This window comes from Bacteroidales bacterium (assembly GCA_031275285.1).
Classification (GTDB): Bacteria; Bacteroidota; Bacteroidia; order Bacteroidales; family UBA4181; genus JAIRLS01.
Genome location: JAISOY010000165.1, coordinates 23592 through 43111 on the forward strand (window position 1 = coordinate 23592; position 19520 = coordinate 43111).

The window sequence follows — 19520 nt, forward strand, 5'->3', positions numbered from 1 at the left end:
TTTTCCGGTTATATGGTTAAAAAAATAACATAAGCTAACGTGAGTTTCGACATAAGCAATGTTCATCGAAATACTATAAGTGATTGATTTTTGATTCTTTTTGACGCCGCAAAAAGAATCAAAAACGGCTTGACGCTAAGAACTCGCTCCGCCTGACGGCTTTGCTCAAACAGCTTAGCGCCAATAAGGAGCCTGCGGCAATTATTTACTGGCAAAATTGCCCGACCATATTGTGCACATATAGTGATATTGTGCTTATTTTGTGTTAATTAACCTTTGTCTTTAGGTCGAACTCAGGTTAAGTTACCTATGATTAGAGATTGAAGTTATAGGAAAATAAATATTAGTTTTCTTGCCAGACATGATCTATTCGTCAGGAGCATCGAATTACGAAAATCGAATGTATTAAAGATTACCTGATCTTATGTAAGCCTTCACAACTGACATAATGCTTTTTAATGCCCAGTTCTTCCATTAACTCACGTATCTCTACCGTTTCAAATTCATGGGTATTGAATCCTTTTCCAATATCGTTGTTATATACCCATGATGGGGTGGGCCAAAGGCAGGCGTTAAATTTAATGGTCCGGTAAAAATCCTTGCTAACACCCTTTTGTCCGTGATGTGACACCTGCAGATAATCGCAGTCCAGATCGTCCCTGTATGGGCTTTTCAGTAACAAATCACCCGCTTCAATGCCAAGGTCAGCAAGGAAAAGTATGGTTTTGCTTTTGCCTGTTACTTTTATCGCCATGCTGGAATTGTTGTAGGTATTGTTTTTAATGGTTTCATTGGTAACAGTAAGTATCTTGAAAAGCACACCGTCGATATTGATTTCTTGTCCGGGATCCTGAATATTGACGAGTGGAATACCGGAAGATTTCAAATGATCATAAAAAAGATAGGCTGCTTCGGAATACATGGGTTCGGTATCCAGATACGAAGGAGAAAATTCGGAATAGTAAATTTTCTTTATGGAAATACCTTGCGGGGACCGGAGGATTTCAGTGAGCGCTCCTACATGATCAAAGTGTGGATGGCTCACAAACCATGCTTCTATTTCATTTCCAAGAGCTGCCAAAAAACCACGCAGATATAACGCCTCTTCTTTTACACCACCATCCATTACTACTACTTTTCCATTATCGGTAAGGAATACATAAGAATTTCCAATAGTATTGATTTGAGAGGGCAATTGCCAGAGTGTAAAATCATTTTTTGAAGAACATGAAAAGCCAACGATGGCGATGATAGTGAAAAGAAAAGGTTTGAGATGCCTCATGATGATTTATTTACTTTTTAAATACAGGGATCGGGTGAGTATCAAAGATACGTAAAAAATTATTTCATATAATCAGTATTTGGTTTTTCAAAAAGATATTTATATTTATGCTTTAATTTATCTTTTAAAGGGAAAAACAAATGAAGCCGATCCTATCATTTTTTATTGTATCTCTATTTTTAGTATCATTCGTATCAGCCCAACAAGCCGATGATAGAAGTTATATTGTAAAAGTAGGGGATACGCCTCCGGATTTCACCATGGTGTTAACCAACGGTAAAAAAGTACGTTTGTCAGAAACTAAAGGGAAGGTGGTCATGTTGCAATTTACGGCAAGCTGGTGTGGTGTATGCCGTAAAGAAATGCCTTATATTGAACGGGATATCTGGCAGAAGCATAAGAATAACCCGGACTTTGTCTTGTGGGGAATAGACAGGGATGAACCGCTGGAGACCGTATTGAAATTTGCAGAAACGACAAAAATTACCTATCCGTTAGGACTGGATCCCAAAGCAGATATTTTTGCTTTATATGCAGAACGAAAGTCCGGCATTACCCGGAATGTGATCATAGGTAAAGATGGGAAGATAGCCATGCTTACCCGTTTATTCGATGAAAAAGAATTCAAAGAAATGACCGAATTGATCGAACGGTTGCTAAAAAAATGATCAGGTTGGTTTTAACCTCAGATATCGAACCCGAATAAGGAAATAGATTGATTGTCCCGGCCCTGACTGGAGACTGTTTTCTTTCGGTGTATGATCTCTACCGCTATTGGGGCTTTGCTTTGACCGAGCGGATCATTGTAATTATGGTTAAGTCCGTGTCTTACCAGTATAGATGCAAGGTCATCGCGGGAAAGACACACTTCTTTACTCCAGTTCTTATCTTTTATAGATACGGCAACCAATCCGTTCGTATCCTTATAGATGATCGATACATCATAAGGTTTATAAGCATTTACGGATACTTTATAAGTAACGCAGAACGGCTCTTTTTTCGAACAGGAAAAAAGAAATAAAGGCAACACAAAAAGAATTAATTTTTTACACATAAGTTTTCAGTATTAAATTATGAAATAAGTTGGAATACCCGGAAAGCATACGGGATATATTACAGATGACTCATTGATATTTGATTTCGTTGACCAATTCCTTTCCTTCTTTAAAATCTTTTATATTTTGAAGCGTTGTTAACGCAATATTGTATAACGCTTCTTTAGTGAAAAATCCCTGATGTGAGGTAACGATTACATTATTAAAAGAAAGCAGGCGTGCCAGTGTATCATCATCAATGATCTGGTCAGATACATCCTCATAAAAATATTCTCCTTCTTCTTCATATACATCCAATCCTGCAGCTCCGATTTTTTTTCCTTTCAATCCGTCGATCAATGCATTAGTGTGGATCAATTGTCCACGTCCGGTGTTGATGATCATTACATTGTCTTTCATTTTGGCAATGGACGCTTCATTGATCATATACCGGGTTTCATCGGTCAATGGGACATGCAGCGAGATAATATCGGAATGGCGGTATAGTTCGTCTAAGGGTACATAGCTGATTTGTTCCTCTTCAGCATATTTTTTATCCGGAAATATATCATAAGCAAGGATTTTCATTCCGAATCCTTTCAATATACGGATCAAAACGCGGGCAATCGTACCGGTTCCGATAATTCCGACAGTTTTTCCATGCATGTCGAATCCGATAAGGCCATGAAGGGAAAAATTACCGTCCCTTGTTCTCCATGAAGCCCTGTGTATTTTTCGATTGAGCGACATCATTAAAGCTACTGCATGCTCTGCCACTGCATAAGGGGAATAGGCAGGAACCCTTACCACCCGCATTTTTCCCTGGGCGGCTTTGAGGTCCACATTATTGAATCCGGCATTACGCAGGGCCAATAGTTTAACCCCCTGATCATATAAAGCATTGATAACAGGCTCATCAGCAATGTCGTTTACAAAAAAACAAATGATTTCAGCACCCTGGACCAAAACGATATTATCTATGTTCAGGTGGCTCTTATGATAATGGATATTGAAACCAAACCCTGGATTGACCATGTCGAAACTTTCACGGTCATAGGGCTTGGTTCCAAAAAAAACGATTTCATCTTTTTTCTTCATGATCTACTTCTGTCAGGCGATGGTAATTTTTTCATTAAGATATACATCCTGAATAGCATGGAGCAATTCCACACCTTCATTCATCGGCTTTTGGAAAGCTTTTCTCCCGCTGATCAATCCCATACCTCCTGCCCGTTTATTCACAACGGCAGTGATTACCGCATCGCGCAGATCAGATTTTCCGGTTGATTCACCGCCGGAATTGATTAACCCGACACGTCCCATATATCCGTTGGCTACCTGATAACGACACATATCAATCGGGTGCGGTGAACTTAGTTTCTTGTACATCCGTTGATCAACCTTACCAAAGTGAAGCGCTTCAAAACCTCCGTTCAGGGTGGGTAGTTTTTGCTTTACGATATCGGCTTTGATGGTAGCGCCTAAATGATTGGCCTGTGCTGTCATATCCGTAGATGTATGGTAATCGGTGCCCTCTTTTTTGAATCCATTGTTGCGTAAATAACACCACAGGATAGTGGCCATTCCCAATTCATGGGCATAATCAAATGCTTCCGCTATTTCAACGATCTGCCTACGGCTTTCTTCCGAACCGAAATAAATGGTGGCACCTACAGCAACGGCTCCCATTTCCCAGGCACTTTTTACAGTACCGAATAAAATCTGGTCGTAGCTGTTAGGGTAGGTCAAAAGTTCATTGTGGTTAATTTTCACAATAAACGGAATCTGATGTGCATATCTGCGTGCGACCGCGCCAAGGACACCAAATGTAGAAGCTACAGCATTACATCCGCCTTCAATGGCTAGTTTTACAATATTTTCAGGATCGAAATATAACGGATTGGGTGCAAAAGAAGCTCCGGCCGTATGTTCAATGCCTTGATCTACAGGAAGAATGGAAACATAACCCGTATCGGACAAACGTCCATGACCGAGTAGTGCCTGCAAACTGTTTAATGTACGGTTATTCCGGTCGCTCGGACACCACACATCCTTAATGATATTGGGAGAAGGTAAATGCAACAAGGACTGATCAATCGTTTTACATGTATGGGCAAGGTAGTATTCCTGTTTATCACCCAGTAGGTCGATAACTTTTGTTGAGCTCATGATCGAATGAATTAGTTTTGTATGACAATTGTATTTGATGGTAATGATGATAGTTTCGGTCTAAATCGAAAGAATCTGTTATCACTCTACAAAAGTAGGCTTTATTTATGAGATATTTGCTGTATCCGGTGGACTTTTTTCTCAAAAAATGTTAAGAAAATAAGCCTGGTCATTCAATTATCATACTTCGTATCAATTCATATTTTGTTCACCTGCGGATAAGTTGTATATTTAATGCATCATTAATCGATTAATAACTATATTCATTCATCTGATTATCAACTATGAAAAGATTTATTGTGGTATTTGTCCTGATGGCAGGGGTTACATCTGTGATTTGGTCCCAGAGGGGACAGGTTTTTGAAACACGCACGGTAAAAAGTACGATCCTTAAAGCAGACCGTAAATATTCGATCTATTTGCCTGCCGGATATGATCAGACAGACCTGAGTTATCCGGTATTGTATTTATTGCACGGAAGCGGTGATGATCACACCGGATGGGTTCAGTTCGGACAGGTGCAACATATTGCTGACAAAGCAATTGAAGAGGGGAAAGCTGCTCCCATGATCATTGTGATGCCTGATGCCAATACCGGAACAAAGGGATATTTTAACGTTATTGACGGTTCTTTCAATTATGAAGATTTCTTTTTTAAGGAGTTGATCCCTCATATCGAGAAAACCTACAGGGTTCGAACTGAAAGGCGTTACCGTGCAGTTTCCGGACTTTCGATGGGAGGGGGAGGAACTATTTTTTATGCCCTTCACCAGCCGGATATGTTTGCAGCTGCCGCTCCTTTGAGTGCAGCAACGGGTAACTGGGATTTTGAACAGTTCAAATCAAGGTACAATAATCAGGGAAATCTGACAGAACAACAGATGCAGGATTATTACAACCGGCATAGTATTGAAAATATCCTGAAAAATGCCGGACAGGAGGAGCTTAAGAAGATAAAAAGTGTCCGTTGGTACATCAGTTGTGGTGATGACGATTTTCTGTACGAAGGCAACAGCAGAATGCACATTTTATTTCGTAAAAGCGAGGTATTCCACGAATACAGGGTAAAAGACGGCGGTCATACATGGACATACTGGCGGAATGAGTTGCCAATTGTAATGGAGTTCGTATCCAAATCCTTTACACAATTTTAGCAATAGGACCGGGGAAGTTTATCTGAAACAATATGTTACTCACAGGAATTGCGGTTTTACTGAGGATCTTAACCAATCCGTTGGCGAATGTCTTCCAGAAGCAACTGACCAACCGCGATCATCATCCGCTTTTTATAAACTTTCTCACATTTTTCATATTAAGTGTTGTTTGTATCCCACTTGCTATTCATGTCGGATGGTTTTCATTTTCCTACGACTTCTGGTTGTATTGTTTGTTGATGGGGCTGATGGGATCCATTGGCAATGGGTTTCTCATTAAGGCACTTCAATCAGGGGATTTGTCTGTATTGGGGCCCGTCAATTCCTATAAATCGGTGGTAGGGATCATTGTCGGTTTTTTCCTTCTTGGTGAAGTGCCCGGTTGGTGGGGTGTATTGGGAATAGTACTAATTATCTGGGGCAGTTATTTTGTATTGGACACTACGAAAGAACGTTTTTCCTTCAGGCTTTTGAAAAGGAAAGATATTCAATACCGGATATGGGCCATGCTACTCACTGCAATTGAAGCTGTATTTATCAAAAAGATCATCCTGTTGTCTTCCACTACGGTTTCATTCATTGTATGGTGTTGGTTTGGAGCTGCTTTTTCATTCTTATTGCTGTTTGTCAATCACGTAAAGTTGAAAGACGGTTTAAAACGTCTGAAAAAGAAGGTGATCCCTCTGTACCTGTATCTGGTGCTTTGTATAGGTGTAATGCAATATACCACTAACTATGTTTTCAACCATATGGAAGTGGGGTATGGGCTGGCTCTTTTCCAGCTTTCTACCATTGTAAGCATATTCCTTGGTTATCATGTTTTTAAAGAACAGGACATTGTGAAAAAACTGATAGGATCTGTGATTATGGTAGCAGGATCGATAATTATTATTCTCTTAAAATAGACATTTAGCAAAAACGTAGCTAGCAGACAAACTGATATATCAATAACTCCTTCGTTTCAGGGCTATCCTTCATCTAACTAAGTAATGATCATGAAAACAGTAAATGCAAAGCGATAGAATAAAAGTGTTAGGAGTATCTGAATTTGTTTTCTATTTGTTTCAAAATAATTTACTAAGAAAAAATGCCGTCATAAAGCCGACCACAGTAACTAATGCAATGATCCGTCCGCCATATCTGAAGGCTTCTGGAATCATTGTATCACAAAGCATGGCCAATATCGCGCCCGATGCGAATGCCATTATAGCCGCATGAAAAGATTCAGGGGCATTACCTAGAAAAAAATAACCGAAAACTGATGCCAGGATAGTAATAATGAGTGTTGTGATCCATAAGGCTATTATTTTTTTATTGGGCATGCCAGCCATTTTCATCCCTAAAGTTCCCGATATTCCTTCAGGCAGATTGCTCAAAAAAACAGCTATAATAAAAACGATTCCTGTTGTACCACCTGCAGCAACTGATGCCCCAACAACAAAAGACTCAGGGATCCCATCAAGGAATGTACCTAATAAGATCGCTGTACCTGAGTTATTTTCCATTCCGTTCTTTTTCTCTTGTTCCGAGATACCATGGACGTGTTTTCGCCAATGCCCGCCTTTAGAATCGACCAGGTAATCGCCACCAACAAATACAATGGCTCCTGCCAGGAAACTTAATCCGACAACAACAGCACTGTGGGATTTTTCAAAAGCTTCAACCATTAAATCTATTGATAGGGCTGATATTAAAACTCCTGCGCCAAAAGCCATTATAAGAGCGGTTGTTTTGTTTCCTATCTTCACAAAAAGTCCGAAAATTGCTCCTATAAGTATTGCTGAACCTGAAATAAATCCCCAGAATGCTGCTTCAAACATAAGTATGTAAATTTTGAATAATGTAATAAAAAACAAAATTAACTAATTGTTTGTAAATGAAAAGGAAAAAGGTAAATTCCTTTATTTTTGAAAATGAGGGCGTATGATGAGATCTATCTTTTATTCTAGTTTGTTCAATTCCTTCAATTCTTTAGTTGTATCAACCAATGTGTGAATATGGTTTGAAGACCAGTGGAAAATAAAACAATCTATCGCAATACCAACAGGGATTAGCAAAAGCATCAATACCTTGGCAAAATGGGATAAAGGATAAGCAAAGAGTAAACTCACTACCAAAATAAAAACTAACACATAACATATCAAATATGACCAAACAGTAAGTTTCTTATAGGATGATACCTGTCTATACAATATAGGCACAGATTCATCTAATTTCATTTTTGTAAGTTTTAGATAAGAAATAATATTCAGAGTGCTGGCAACCAGTAATAAGATTACAACTTGAATACTTATTAATGGCGCTCCATGAATTACAAAAACACTATAGTATATCATTCCTACTGCAAATAAGAGGAGAAAGATAGAAGTGGACTTATCTGCAGCGACCAATCTCTGCCATGTTGTTCTACGTCGGCTCTTCAAAATATAGGCAAGTGTTTCTTTATTAGCTAATGTACTTGCCGACATTTTTTCGTTTAACTCTTTCCAAGCTAATTTCATTTCATCTTGTTCCATAACTAATGTATTAAATATTTGACATTTGTTTTAACTTTTCCTTCACTCTGCATAAACGAACCGATACGTTTGACTTAGATAATTGTAAGATTGAGGCTATCTCTTCATAGCTTTTTTCGTCCAGCCATAATAAAATGAGTGCACGATCCATTTTGTTAAGTTTTTTTATAAGGGTATATAATTCCTGAAGTTGGTTACTATCTTTATCTTCATAAACATTCAAACCCGTTTCTATTGGCACCAATTGCATTTTACCTCTTTTTCTTAAATCACTGATACAGGTATTTAAGCAAATACGGTAAATCCACGTGGATACTTTACATTCTGATCTATAGTTTGGGTATGCCAACCATAGATTCATCAATGACTCCTGAAAAAGATCATTCAGATCCTCTTTGTTGCTAGCATACATCAAGCACACTTTGTAAATTATCGATTGATATGGATCTATCAGTTCTATAAATTCAGTTTCTCTTTTCATTTATTGCATTTGCTTTTTTGTAATTAGTCGCAAAACTTATAGAAAAACTACATCAAAGTGAATAATTATTGTGTCCCACGGAATACAAGTCAGTTTTTTATGTAATTATGGGAATTCCGAAACATCTCGCTGACCCTAAAAACAAAGATACGACTACTCATCCAGTTCTAAAAAAGAGAAATAAATAATGTGGATAAGTTTTCTGTGTTGGAATATAATCGTAACTTTCTATTTGAAAGAATTATTTGATAGTATTGCACCGCAAAACACTGAAATACCAATGGTTACTAATTTGTTACCTCTATTTTTCAATCGGTTAAGTCAAGCCGATCAAAATCTAAAATACAATACGACTGATTTTTATCAAACAAAAAATCAGCCGTATTGTACAATATTGTTTTTTTAGCTCTATAAAATGAAGAATCTAGGGTTTCACTAATCCGGCTTCTACAAAAGTGCTTTTTCGCCTACTTGAATAAGCTGTAAAGAAACCGGCTACCGGAGTCATATCGGATGGTGTCATTCGTTGTATGTTCGTACCGACATTAGCAGGAGGACCACTGAAAAGCGGGATGGAAGCCCCGACTTCGGACTGGGCTTTATAGATATGGTCATAAAATTCCTTAGTGATCACATCCATTCGTAATGTAATTTTATTGCCTGTTAAGAGGTCGTCTTTTTCATCATCAAAGAAAAAATAACAGGTTAATCCCTCAACTTCTTTATCTCTGTTGATATACTCGTCGGAAATAGTATAGAATTTATACAATGTGTCCATCAGGCTTTTATTTTCATTGTATACATTATACTTATAATAATTGGCAGATGTTCCGATTTTGGCGCTGAATGCTAATTCAATGGCTTTGGAAAAAGCGGTGGATGGACGAAGAACAACAGTATCCAATATGATAGATGCTGGTAAATAGGAGGTAGCGCCATAAACCTGTCCTTCAACAGAAACGCTCAATGAATATGTTTTCCCTTCAATTCCGTATACATCAGGAGTTGTCAGATAAAGACCCGGTTCGTCATCACTTTCGGACAGGATATAGGTTTTATCATCATCACTGATGGATACTTCTGCATTCCTGATTCCTTCGGGTTTGGTGGTGGCAAAGAAACCGTTTGACCGGGTGATTTTGATGGAATGTTGCATGGTATCAGTCGTGATATAACCATAAATGACCAGATAGGGGGTTGAAGCTTCCGTGTCGATATCAATTCGGGCGGTACACGAATAAGTCATTGTTATGATAATGAAGAAATAAAAAATAGAACGATACATAATATGAATATTTTGCTGGTTTAAAATGTGAAATTCCAGGTAACGGAAGGGACAATAGAAAATAGATAAAGCATTTCCGCATAAGTTACATCCGGTTTTTCTTTTTCCTGTTTAAAATAAATGGTCCATGGGTTTTTCCGGGCATAAGCGTTATATATGGAAAAATTCAGCTCGTTTTTTAAACGGCTCCCGGGTTTGGACAGATTCCATGTGACGGATAAATCCAGACGGTGATAGTCGGGATAACGATATTCATTACGACCGGAATAAATCGGGACGTATTGGTTTTCCATTTCGTATCTTCCGGTCGGAAAGGTTACAGGATTTCCGGTAGCATATACCCAGTTACCTGAAATAGTCCATTTATGAGACAATTCATAGGTGGCAACTAGAGATATATTATGCGGCTTGTCATAGGGAGAACGGTACCATTCCCCGTTATTGATCTCATCGATTTTTCTTTTGCTGTGGGACCATGTGTAGCTGATCCATCCGCTGAGCTTACCTGAGTTTTTACGAAGCATGAATTCCGTCCCATAAGCGTATCCTTTACCGAACCGTACTTCTTGTTCCAGGTCTTCATTGGCCATTAATTCGGCATGATCTTTAAAATCAACTACATTTTTCATGTTTTTGTAGTACAGTTCGACAGAAGCCTCCCATGCATTATCGGAAAAATTCCGGAAGTACCCCAAAGCGTATTGGTCGCACAGTTGGGGTTTAATATTCGGGGAAGCCTGGAACCAGACATCCAGGGGTGAACCTGCGGTAGAATTTGATGCGAGTTGAATATACTGTACAGTCCTTGCATAACTTGCTTTCAGTGAGTATTTTTCATTGAATTGATATAGCATCCCCACGCGTGGCTCCAGCTGGTTTTGATGATGGTAGATTTTCCTTTTTTCAATTGTTTTGATCTCAGTTACCTGATAATCATCCAGATATTTGATCTCTTCACCGTTGCTGATGTTCTGGAACAATCCCCAGCGAAGCCCGTATTTCAGGGTAAGGTGATCTCCGATACTGCTCTCGCTGGCGATATAAATGGCATGCTCTGCTGCAAATTCTTTTGGGAAAAGTACTTTTTGAAGTATGGAATTGTCGCTTTTTCCACCACCTTCGCCAAGACTGAACCTGTGAAAAACAAAATTATACCCGAATTTTAGATGATGTTTGGGGTTAAGATGATAGGATAGATCTGCTTTAAAACCGTAATCCTGCATTTGTGATTTCCAATATTCATCGATCGTCGAACCGAAATTGGTATCCATGTAATAATCATAAAAACTACCTATCAATGAGAAGTTAGAGAATAATTTCGGAGAAAAGGTATGGTTCCAGCGGAAAGTAAGCGTTTTGTTCCCGAACTCTATTCCGGCCAGGCCTGCTGCCGAAAGTACATCCTTACCGAAATAACCGGCCAGGAAAATCCGGTTATTGTCATTGATCCGGTAATTCAACTTGGCATTCATATCATAGAAATAAAGTTTGGTTTTCCGCAGGTCCTTGTCGGTAGACATTTTCAGAAAAAGATCGGCATAAGTCCTGCGCCCGGATAAGAGAAAGGTCAATTGATCATTGCCTATCGGTCCTTCCAGAGTGAGACGGCTGGAAATAAGCCCGATACCTCCTGTACCTGAAAAACGCTGATTATTACCGTTCCTCGAACGAATATCCATAACGGAAGACAATCGTCCTCCGAATGTTGCCGGGATATCACCCTTATAAAGTTTTACATCGCTGACAGCATCATTATTGAAAACAGAGAAGAATCCCATCAGGTGTGACGCGTTATATACCGTTGCTTCATCCAGTAAAATCAGGTTCTGGTCGTGTCCGCCTCCCCTGACGCTAAATCCGGAGGATCCTTCAGCAGTGGATTGTACACCCGGAAGTAATTGTACGGCTTTGATCACATCTACTTCTCCCATCAGGGCCGGAATACTCTTGATGGTTTTTGAAGAAAGCCTTTCCACACTCATTTCAGGTTTGGATACATTGATATTCTTAGCTTCGGCAGAAATGATCACTTCTTCCAGCTCGGTTTCATTGATATCTAATGAAATATTCATTTTCAGATCGCCGGATAATTGTAATGGTATATCTTTATAGGTGTATCCTACAAAAGAATACCTCAATGTGTATTTGCCTTCCGGGAGGCTGATAGAATAAAACCCATATGCATTGGTTACTGCTCCTGTTGATGTACCCGGAATAGAGACGGTGGCACCGATCAGGTCTTCACCATTACTGCCATCGGTAATACTTCCGCTAACAGTATATTTTTTTTGTGCATGTACGTTAATGGTTAAAAATAACCCTAAAAAAATGAATTGACAGATATTACTCAAAGACATTAAGCACCCAGTGCTATTTGTTGTTTTCTTAAATCGCATTGATCAAATAGATTACGGTTATTAAATATGACATTAAATTTATTGGTATATTGGTTTTGTTTATTTCAGCATTATTTACTTACTAATGATGCAGTATCTGATTTTGGTGGCAGTAGATATCTGTTTTTATTTTTTATTCGTAAAAGTACGGATAAATAAGCACTCAATACTATTTGTTGTTTTCTTAAGTTGCATTGATAAAGTGGATTACGTTCATAAATCATCACATTAATTGTTTTATTATTACTAAATAGAGTGCTCAGAACAACAAAATATGATGACTGTGAAAGCAGATAACCATCCAATTTCTTATTACTAATGCGAATCAAGGGTTGAATAAAGGAGGTCTGAAAGACTTCAATGTGAATAACCACGGGTGTAACCCATGGAAAAAATGGACAATATGTTATGGTGTCCCCGAAGGGGGCGAATATCATACTAACACCGTTTGCCCCCTTCGGGGACACAAAAGAAGGTGATCTTCCAGCCACGGGTGTAACCCGTGGTTATTCATATTCAATCCCTTCGGGATATCCGATAAAATCGCAACATTCATTTCAACCCCTGATTCACATTACTAATAAATTTAAGATTTTTTATTTTTCTGATAATTAGGGTTTTATCTTTTCAATGCAATTGTTGGAAAAAAATCCTGTCTAAATGATATTACCTGATGCAGCAAAATGAAAAAAACATCGTCTTATAGTCATAACCTTAATTAATTAAATGATGAAAAAATTATTCGTTATTTTTTGTTTTACTGTTTGCTCTGTTATGATATATGGTCAGGACTTTCTGTCTGAAACTCGGAGAATAGAAGAGGCCATGCAAAAAGTTTTTAAAGATAAAGATTACAAACAGGGAGAAGCTCTCTTATATGAAGCGATCGATCTTTATTCCGGATTATCAGAGAACGATCAACAGAAATATCAGTGGGTACAAGCTGGAAATTATTATAATCTGGCATGCATTTATTCATTGACGAAGAATAAGAAGAAAGCGATGGAGAATTTTGAGAAAGCTGTGAAACATGGATATACTAATTATTCCCATATTAAATCGGATACAGATCTGGATTATATCCGCAAAGAAAAAAGATTTGTCCAACTGATGGATGAGATCCGTGTATTGGGTGATTATCCATACATTTTACAACAGGCAGGAGGTTATCAGGAAGAGGATGCCTCGGATTACCCTGCTTTTGAATATGAAGATATCAGGAATAAACGTATCCGGGATGTGAAAACATATTTCAAACTCGACTCGGTAGCCGGGCAGGGTGATGAAATTTCTAAGATCATTAACATTCTGAATTGGGTGCATAATGCCGTAAAGCATGATGGAAGCCACTGGCCCACCTGTGAAATTGATGCCATAGATATCTATAATTATTCGAAAGCCAATAATGGAAGAGGTGTGAATTGCAGGGCTTTAGCCATTATGTTGAACGAATGTTATTTGTCGATGGGGTTTAAATCCCGGTTTATCACCTGTTTGCCTAAGGATGTAAATGATCCGGATTGTCATGTCATTAACAGTGTATATTCCACCACATTGAGAAAATGGATATGGATGGATCCTTCATTCAATGCTTATCTGAAAGATGAGAATGATAATTTGTTGAGCATAGCTGAAGTACGTGACCGGATAATTAAGGAACAGCCGGTTATCCTTAACGAAGATGCCAACAGGAACGGTAATCCACAGAATAAGGAATGGTATATAGATTATTATATGGCGAAAAACCTCTATTGGTTTCAATGTCCGGCAAGGAGCTTCTTTAACATAGAAACCAATTACCGGAATACCAATGAAAAGTATATATCACTGTTACCGTTAGGGTACGAACGAAAGCATTGGGGGAATAATCTGGTTACTCATGACCCCGGTTATTTCTGGCAGAGACCCGATGTTCCTGTAGAGGCTTCTGCTATGCTCACGCCAGAAGAAATGAAAAAAGATATTGACTTTTTTTTCAATATCATAGGAAAGGTACATGCAAACATATACGCTTTTGTGACAAAAGAAACCATGGATGAAAGAAAAAAACAGCTATATGAACTATGTTCAAAACCAATGAAAGCTATTGATTTCAATATGCATATGTGTCGGTTGAATGATATGTTTGACGGGAATACTTCAGTCACATTTATTTATAACCAGGAATTGAACAGTTATGATGGATTTTTTCCGTTACCTGTACATATTACCGGGGGAAAGATCTATTTATTGGATGAGAATGGAACCAACAAAGGACGTATATTATCCATCAATCAGGTACAATCATCGGATATATATAATAAGATTATTAATATCAATGAAATAAAAGCGACAAGTGAATTAAGGAGATCTCCCCAATTTTCGCGGTTATTATTTATCCAGACTGATATCCGACCTCCTTATTCGGTAGTTACAGAAAATGGTACCACTGTATTGGAAGGAGTTTCCATGAAAGATGTAAAAAAGATGCCTTCAGGATTTGATAGGCAATCTCATCTTACCTTCCGGATATATCCTGAAAAGTCAATAGCCATCATTGACTACAACAGCTGCTCTTTTGGACGCGATGAGGCTATGAAAAATCAGATGAATACTTGGTTCGACAGACGATTCAAGGAAATTGCTGATAAGAAAATAAAGACGCTTTTTATAGATATCAGCCGTAATGGGGGAGGAAACTCGGCCAATAACGATTATATATTCGAACGGATCAAACATGACGATACCATTCGTTTAACTTATGTGGTGCAAAAGCAGTATGATCCATATGCAGAAGATGGGAAAAAAGAATTGGGATACATGAGAAGCGATACTTTCACCAATATTACTTTACCTAATCGAACCGGTTTTGATGGGGATATTTACCTGATCCAGGGATATGGAAGTTATTCTGCAGCTATTGGTGTTGCTGAATGGATGAAGGAATCAGGTAATGCGAAAAGCATAGGAGAACAGACCGGTCAGGCTACGGCCGTATATATCGATATGACCGGATTTAAATTACCAAAATCGCAGATCTATTTTGGTTGCGCCTTTAAATACTGGAAAGCTTTACCCGATGGGAGGGAAGACCAGGGAGTGTTACCTGATGTACCGGTGAAACTGGATTATAGTAAATCGAAATACGAACTGAATGATCTGTTGTCTTTCCTGCATCAGATTGATCCTACGCTTTCGGATGGTCCTGAGAAATTTCCTCAGGGAACCAAAGTAATGGTTAAAAATGCTACTGCCAGTGCCTATCAACCCAATGAAGATATCAACAAAGCATTGGACGGGAATTTTTCAACAATGTACCATACTCCATGGACAGAAGGTGCAAAATATCCTGTTACCCTGACGTTCGATTTCGAAAAACAACCGCAAATAGATTATTTTATTTACTACCCCAGGACAGACATGCTTAACGGGTTGTTCGGAATAGTGGAGATATGGGCGGGTACAAAATCCAGTCCGAAACTGAAAAAAATAGCAACCCATGATTTTCAGGAGTCGAATGCTCCGTCATATTTTCAATTTCCTCAATCCCTGAAAGATCCTCTTAAGATCGAATTAAGGGTGATGTCGTCCGCGACACAGGATTATAACCAGCATGTTTCATGTGCAGAAATAGAGTTTTATAAAAAAGAATAGAACCAGACCAAAAGTAGATGATAAAACCGGAAATAAAAATTACTTCTGAGTAACAATTTTTATTTCCGGTTTTTATTATATTTACGCAAGAATAAAAGATTGCGTGTTTTTTACAGGGTTATAATTTGTAGAGAATAATTTTAATAAATACATTGAATTGAAAATACGTTATTGTGTATTCGCAATAACCTTAAAAGCAAAATTATGATAAAAAAATTACTTGTTATCTCCTGTTTTATGGTTTGTCTTGTTATGTTACATGGTCATGATTTTCTATCTGAAAATCGGAGGATCAATGAGTCCGTTCAAAACTCGTTTGAAAATAGAGATTACAAACAAGAGGAGAGCATGCTGCATAGAACCGATCTTTATTCCGGACAGGAACCTGCTGTACCTGTAGAAGCTTCAACCATACTTACGCCTGGGGAAATGAAAAAAGATATTGACTTTTTCTTTAATACTATAGTAAAGGTGCATGTAAATATCTATGCTTTTGTTACAAAGGAAACCATGGATGAAAGGAAAAACCAGCTATATAAGTTATGTTCAAAACCCATGAAAGCCATTGATTTCAATAGATATATGTGCCGGTTGAATGATATGTTTGACGGGCATACTTCAGTCTCATTTGATTATGATCAGGAATTGAATAATTATGATGGATTTTTCCCTTTACCTGTAGATATTGTCGGAGGGGAAATGTATTTACTGGATGGGAATGGCACTAAAAAAGGTCGTATATTATCTATTAACCAGGTACAATCATCGGATATTTATAACAAGATAATTAATATCAATGAGATAAATGCTGCAAGTGAATTAAGGGTATCTCCAAGATTTTCGCAGTCATTGTATATTCAGACTGATATACAGGCTCCTTATTCTGTAGTCACAGAAAATGGTACCACTGTATTAGAAGGAGTTCCCATGAAAGATGTAAAAAAAATGCCTTCTGGGTTTGATAGACAAACCCCGGTCACATTTCGGATGTACCCGGAAAAGTCAATAGCCATCATTGATTACAACAGCTGTTTTTTTGGACTGGATGAGGCTATGCAAAATCAGCTGAATACTTGGTTCGATAGACAATTCAGGGAAATAGCAGATAAGAAAATAAAGACCCTTTTTATTGATATCAGTCGCAATGGGGGAGGGTATACTGATAATAATGATCATTTATTCAAGCGTATCAAACATGACGATACCATTCGTTTAACTTATGCTGTGCAAAAACAATATGACCCTTATGTAGAAGATGGAAAAAAAGAATTAGGGTACATGAGAAGCGATACCTTCACCAATATTACTTTACCTAATCGGACTGGTTTTGATGGGAATATTTATCTGATTCAGGGATATGGGAGTTATTCTGCAGCTATTGATGTTGCTGAATGGATGAAAGAATTAGATAAGGCGAAAAATATTGGAGAACAAACAGGTCAGGCTACGGCCGTTTATATTGATATGGCTGGATTTAAATTACCGAAATCGCAGATTTATTTTGGTTGTGCCTATAAATACTGGAAAGCTTTGCCCGATGGGAGGGAAGACCAGGGTGTGTTGCCGGATGCGTCCGTGAAGCTGGATTATAGTAAATCAAAATATGAACTGACCGATTTATTGTCTTTCCTGCATCAGATCGATCCGGAACTTTCGTCTGGTCCCGAAGAATTTCCCAAAGGAACCAAACTGATGGTCAAAAATGCAACAGCCAGTGACCACCAACCGAATGAAAATATCGATAAAGCACTGGATGGAAATTTTTATACCAGATATCATTCTCCATGGCGGAAAAGTGTGGTATATCCTGTTGTCCTGACATTCGATTTTGAAGAACAGCCACAAATCGATTATTTTATTCACTATCCCAGAACAGACATAATTAACGGATTATTTGGAAAAGTGGAAATCTGGGCAAGTACAAAATCCAGTCCGGAATTGGAAAAAATAGCAACCCATGATTTTCATGAATCGAATGCTCCATCATGTTTTCAATTTCCCAGATCACTCGAAGATCCTCTTACGATTGAGTTAAGGGTAATGTCATCAGCAAGTCTGGATGATGATATTAAACGTGTTTCCTGTATGGAGATAGAGTTTTATAAAAAAGAATAGAACCAGATCAAGAAAGGTGATAAAACCGGAAATCAAAATTACTCCCGAAGAGCAATTTTGATTTCCGGTTTTTATTATTTTTACGCAAGAGTAAAAGTTTGCGTGTTTTATATCAGGATATAATTTGTGAAAAATAATTTACACTAAAATATAAGACGCATGCTGTATGCATCTTCTCCATCTGTATAATAGCGGTGCTTCACGGATGTTTTTGTGAAGCCGTTCTTTTCATATAATCTTATGGCAGCCAGATTGGTGGTTTTCACTTCAAGTGTCATGGCTTTTGCCCCCTTCTCACGGGCATATTCAGTAGCTTTGGCTATCAACTGTTGGGCCAGGTTTTTGCCCCTTCCTTCGGGATGCACGGCAATAGAATAGATTCGAAAAAGACAGGTTCTTTGGTTGAAAGTCAATGAAATATAGGCCATTATTTTTCCTTCGTATCTTAAGACATAAAATCTGCCTTTTGCTTTACTGATCAGGTAAGAGAATTGTTGTTTTGAAAATCTGTCCGAATCAAAACTCAACTTCTCGATTTCAAGGATCTGGTCAATATCAGCGAGTGTAGCTGTATCAATGGTGATCTTTGCTTCCATCTCAGTAATAAAACCGGTGGTTAATAATGTTTCATTTCCATTGCCCTGACAAAATGATTCAGGATGCGGTAATAAAGTTCATCACCTAATATGGCGTCCTCAACTTCATAATCAATGCTCGGATTGTCGTTGATCTCGATCACAACCGCTCTGTTGTTCACCACTTTTAAATCCACTCCGTACAATCCCTTCCCGATGAAAGAAGTTGCTTTGACAGCTGTTTTAAGTATATTTTGAGGAACCTGGTAAATCGGGATCGTATCAACCAGGCCGGTTTTGTTTTTTCCGGTATTGGATGAATGATTGTATATCTGCCAATGTCCTTTGGCCATGTAATATTTACAGGCAAAAAGAGGTTCTCCGTTCAGGATACCGATCCGCCAGTCATATTCGGTGGGAATAAACTCCTGTGCTAGTAAAATAGCTGATTTTTCAAATAAGATATCCAATGCATCTTTTAGTTCCGATTCACAGGTGATCTTCCGCATTCCATGAGAAAAAGACCCATCCGGTATTTTTACAATGAATGGATTACCCAGTTGCTGGCTAATGTTATCAAAAGAATTATCATTCGACCGGAAAATAAGCATGGAAGCCGGTGCCGGAATTTTTTCCTTTTCCAGCAATTCATTTAAATATACTTTATTGGTGCATCGTATAATAGACATCGGATCGTCGATCACCACCATATCATTTAGTGTCGCTTTCTGTGACAGGTGAAAAGTGATATGATTCAGGGCAGTGGTGGTACGTATGAAAAGCGCATCGAATTCCATTAACCTGGTTGCATCGTCTTCAGTGAGTAATTCGGCATAGATATTCATTTTTCTGGCAATTTCCAGGAATTTATTCAATGCCT

General features: G+C 38.2%; 16 protein-coding genes. 5 read left to right on the plus strand and 11 right to left on the minus strand.

Translation table 11 applies throughout. The features are described 5' to 3' along the window. Window positions 1-412 precede the first annotated feature (412 nt). The gene (locus LBQ60_16365; GenBank protein MDR2039498.1) at window positions 413-1282 is read right to left on the minus strand and encodes an MBL fold metallo-hydrolase; all 870 of its coding nucleotides are present in this window, start codon (window positions 1280-1282) and stop codon (window positions 413-415) included. A 140-nt stretch (window positions 1283-1422) separates the two neighbouring features. Between LBQ60_16365 and LBQ60_16370 the strand changes: the two genes are divergently transcribed. Next, the gene (locus LBQ60_16370; GenBank protein MDR2039499.1) at window positions 1423-1950 is read left to right on the plus strand and encodes a TlpA family protein disulfide reductase; all 528 of its coding nucleotides are present in this window, start codon (window positions 1423-1425) and stop codon (window positions 1948-1950) included. A 17-nt stretch (window positions 1951-1967) separates the two neighbouring features. Here the strand turns inward: LBQ60_16370 and LBQ60_16375 are convergent, their stop codons facing one another. From LBQ60_16375 to LBQ60_16385, 3 genes are all read right to left on the minus strand, one after another. Next, window positions 1968-2336 carry a hypothetical protein gene (locus LBQ60_16375; protein MDR2039500.1) on the minus strand — a complete coding sequence of 123 codons (369 nt, stop codon included), beginning with the start codon at window positions 2334-2336 and terminating at the stop codon, window positions 1968-1970. A gap of 70 nt (window positions 2337-2406) precedes the next feature. Beyond that, window positions 2407-3414: a 2-hydroxyacid dehydrogenase gene (locus tag LBQ60_16380; GenBank protein ID MDR2039501.1), complete on the minus strand. Its 1008-nt coding sequence runs from the start codon at window positions 3412-3414 to the stop codon at window positions 2407-2409. Between the two features lie 12 nt (window positions 3415-3426). Beyond that, entirely contained in the window at window positions 3427-4485 is a 1059-nt protein-coding gene (locus LBQ60_16385; GenBank protein ID MDR2039502.1) for a class I fructose-bisphosphate aldolase, read from the minus strand. 284 nt (window positions 4486-4769) lie between these two features. Between LBQ60_16385 and LBQ60_16390 the strand changes: the two genes are divergently transcribed. Both LBQ60_16390 and LBQ60_16395 read left to right on the plus strand, forming a co-directional pair. Then, on the plus strand, window positions 4770-5639 hold the full coding sequence (locus LBQ60_16390; GenBank protein ID MDR2039503.1) for an esterase family protein: 870 nt from the start codon (window positions 4770-4772) through the stop codon (window positions 5637-5639). Window positions 5640-5671: 32 nt separating this feature from the next. Then, window positions 5672-6544: a DMT family transporter gene (locus tag LBQ60_16395; GenBank protein ID MDR2039504.1), complete on the plus strand. Its 873-nt coding sequence runs from the start codon at window positions 5672-5674 to the stop codon at window positions 6542-6544. 159 nt (window positions 6545-6703) lie between these two features. On the opposite strand, the gene LBQ60_16400 is transcribed toward LBQ60_16395, so the two are convergent. The 5 genes from LBQ60_16400 to LBQ60_16420 form a co-directional block, all read right to left on the minus strand. Continuing rightward, window positions 6704-7459 carry a hypothetical protein gene (locus LBQ60_16400; GenBank protein ID MDR2039505.1) on the minus strand — a complete coding sequence of 252 codons (756 nt, stop codon included), beginning with the start codon at window positions 7457-7459 and terminating at the stop codon, window positions 6704-6706. Window positions 7460-7579: 120 nt separating this feature from the next. Next, window positions 7580-8155 carry a hypothetical protein gene (locus LBQ60_16405; GenBank protein MDR2039506.1) on the minus strand — a complete coding sequence of 192 codons (576 nt, stop codon included), beginning with the start codon at window positions 8153-8155 and terminating at the stop codon, window positions 7580-7582. Window positions 8156-8165: 10 nt separating this feature from the next. Next, window positions 8166-8636 carry a sigma-70 family RNA polymerase sigma factor gene (locus LBQ60_16410; protein MDR2039507.1) on the minus strand — a complete coding sequence of 157 codons (471 nt, stop codon included), beginning with the start codon at window positions 8634-8636 and terminating at the stop codon, window positions 8166-8168. Between the two features lie 424 nt (window positions 8637-9060). Then, window positions 9061-9921 carry a DUF4249 domain-containing protein gene (locus tag LBQ60_16415; protein ID MDR2039508.1) on the minus strand — a complete coding sequence of 287 codons (861 nt, stop codon included), beginning with the start codon at window positions 9919-9921 and terminating at the stop codon, window positions 9061-9063. Between the two features lie 20 nt (window positions 9922-9941). Next, complete coding sequence (locus tag LBQ60_16420) at window positions 9942-12272, minus strand: TonB-dependent receptor (protein ID MDR2039509.1); 2331 nt, start codon at window positions 12270-12272, stop codon at window positions 9942-9944. An 870-nt stretch (window positions 12273-13142) separates the two neighbouring features. Between LBQ60_16420 and LBQ60_16425 the strand changes: the two genes are divergently transcribed. Together LBQ60_16425 and LBQ60_16430 are read left to right on the plus strand one after the other, a co-directional pair. Further along, window positions 13143-15950 carry a hypothetical protein gene (locus LBQ60_16425; GenBank protein ID MDR2039510.1) on the plus strand — a complete coding sequence of 936 codons (2808 nt, stop codon included), beginning with the start codon at window positions 13143-13145 and terminating at the stop codon, window positions 15948-15950. 348 nt (window positions 15951-16298) lie between these two features. Beyond that, window positions 16299-18065, plus strand: coding sequence for a S41 family peptidase (locus LBQ60_16430; protein ID MDR2039511.1), 1767 nt, complete (start codon window positions 16299-16301; stop codon window positions 18063-18065). 143 nt (window positions 18066-18208) lie between these two features. Here the strand turns inward: LBQ60_16430 and rimI are convergent, their stop codons facing one another. Next, window positions 18209-18661 (minus strand): ribosomal protein S18-alanine N-acetyltransferase, encoded by a 453-nt coding sequence (rimI, locus tag LBQ60_16435; protein MDR2039512.1) that lies wholly within the window; start codon window positions 18659-18661, stop codon window positions 18209-18211. 20 nt (window positions 18662-18681) lie between these two features. After that, a partial coding sequence (locus tag LBQ60_16440; protein MDR2039513.1) for a RimK family alpha-L-glutamate ligase occupies window positions 18682-19520 on the minus strand: 839 nt, incomplete at its 5' end.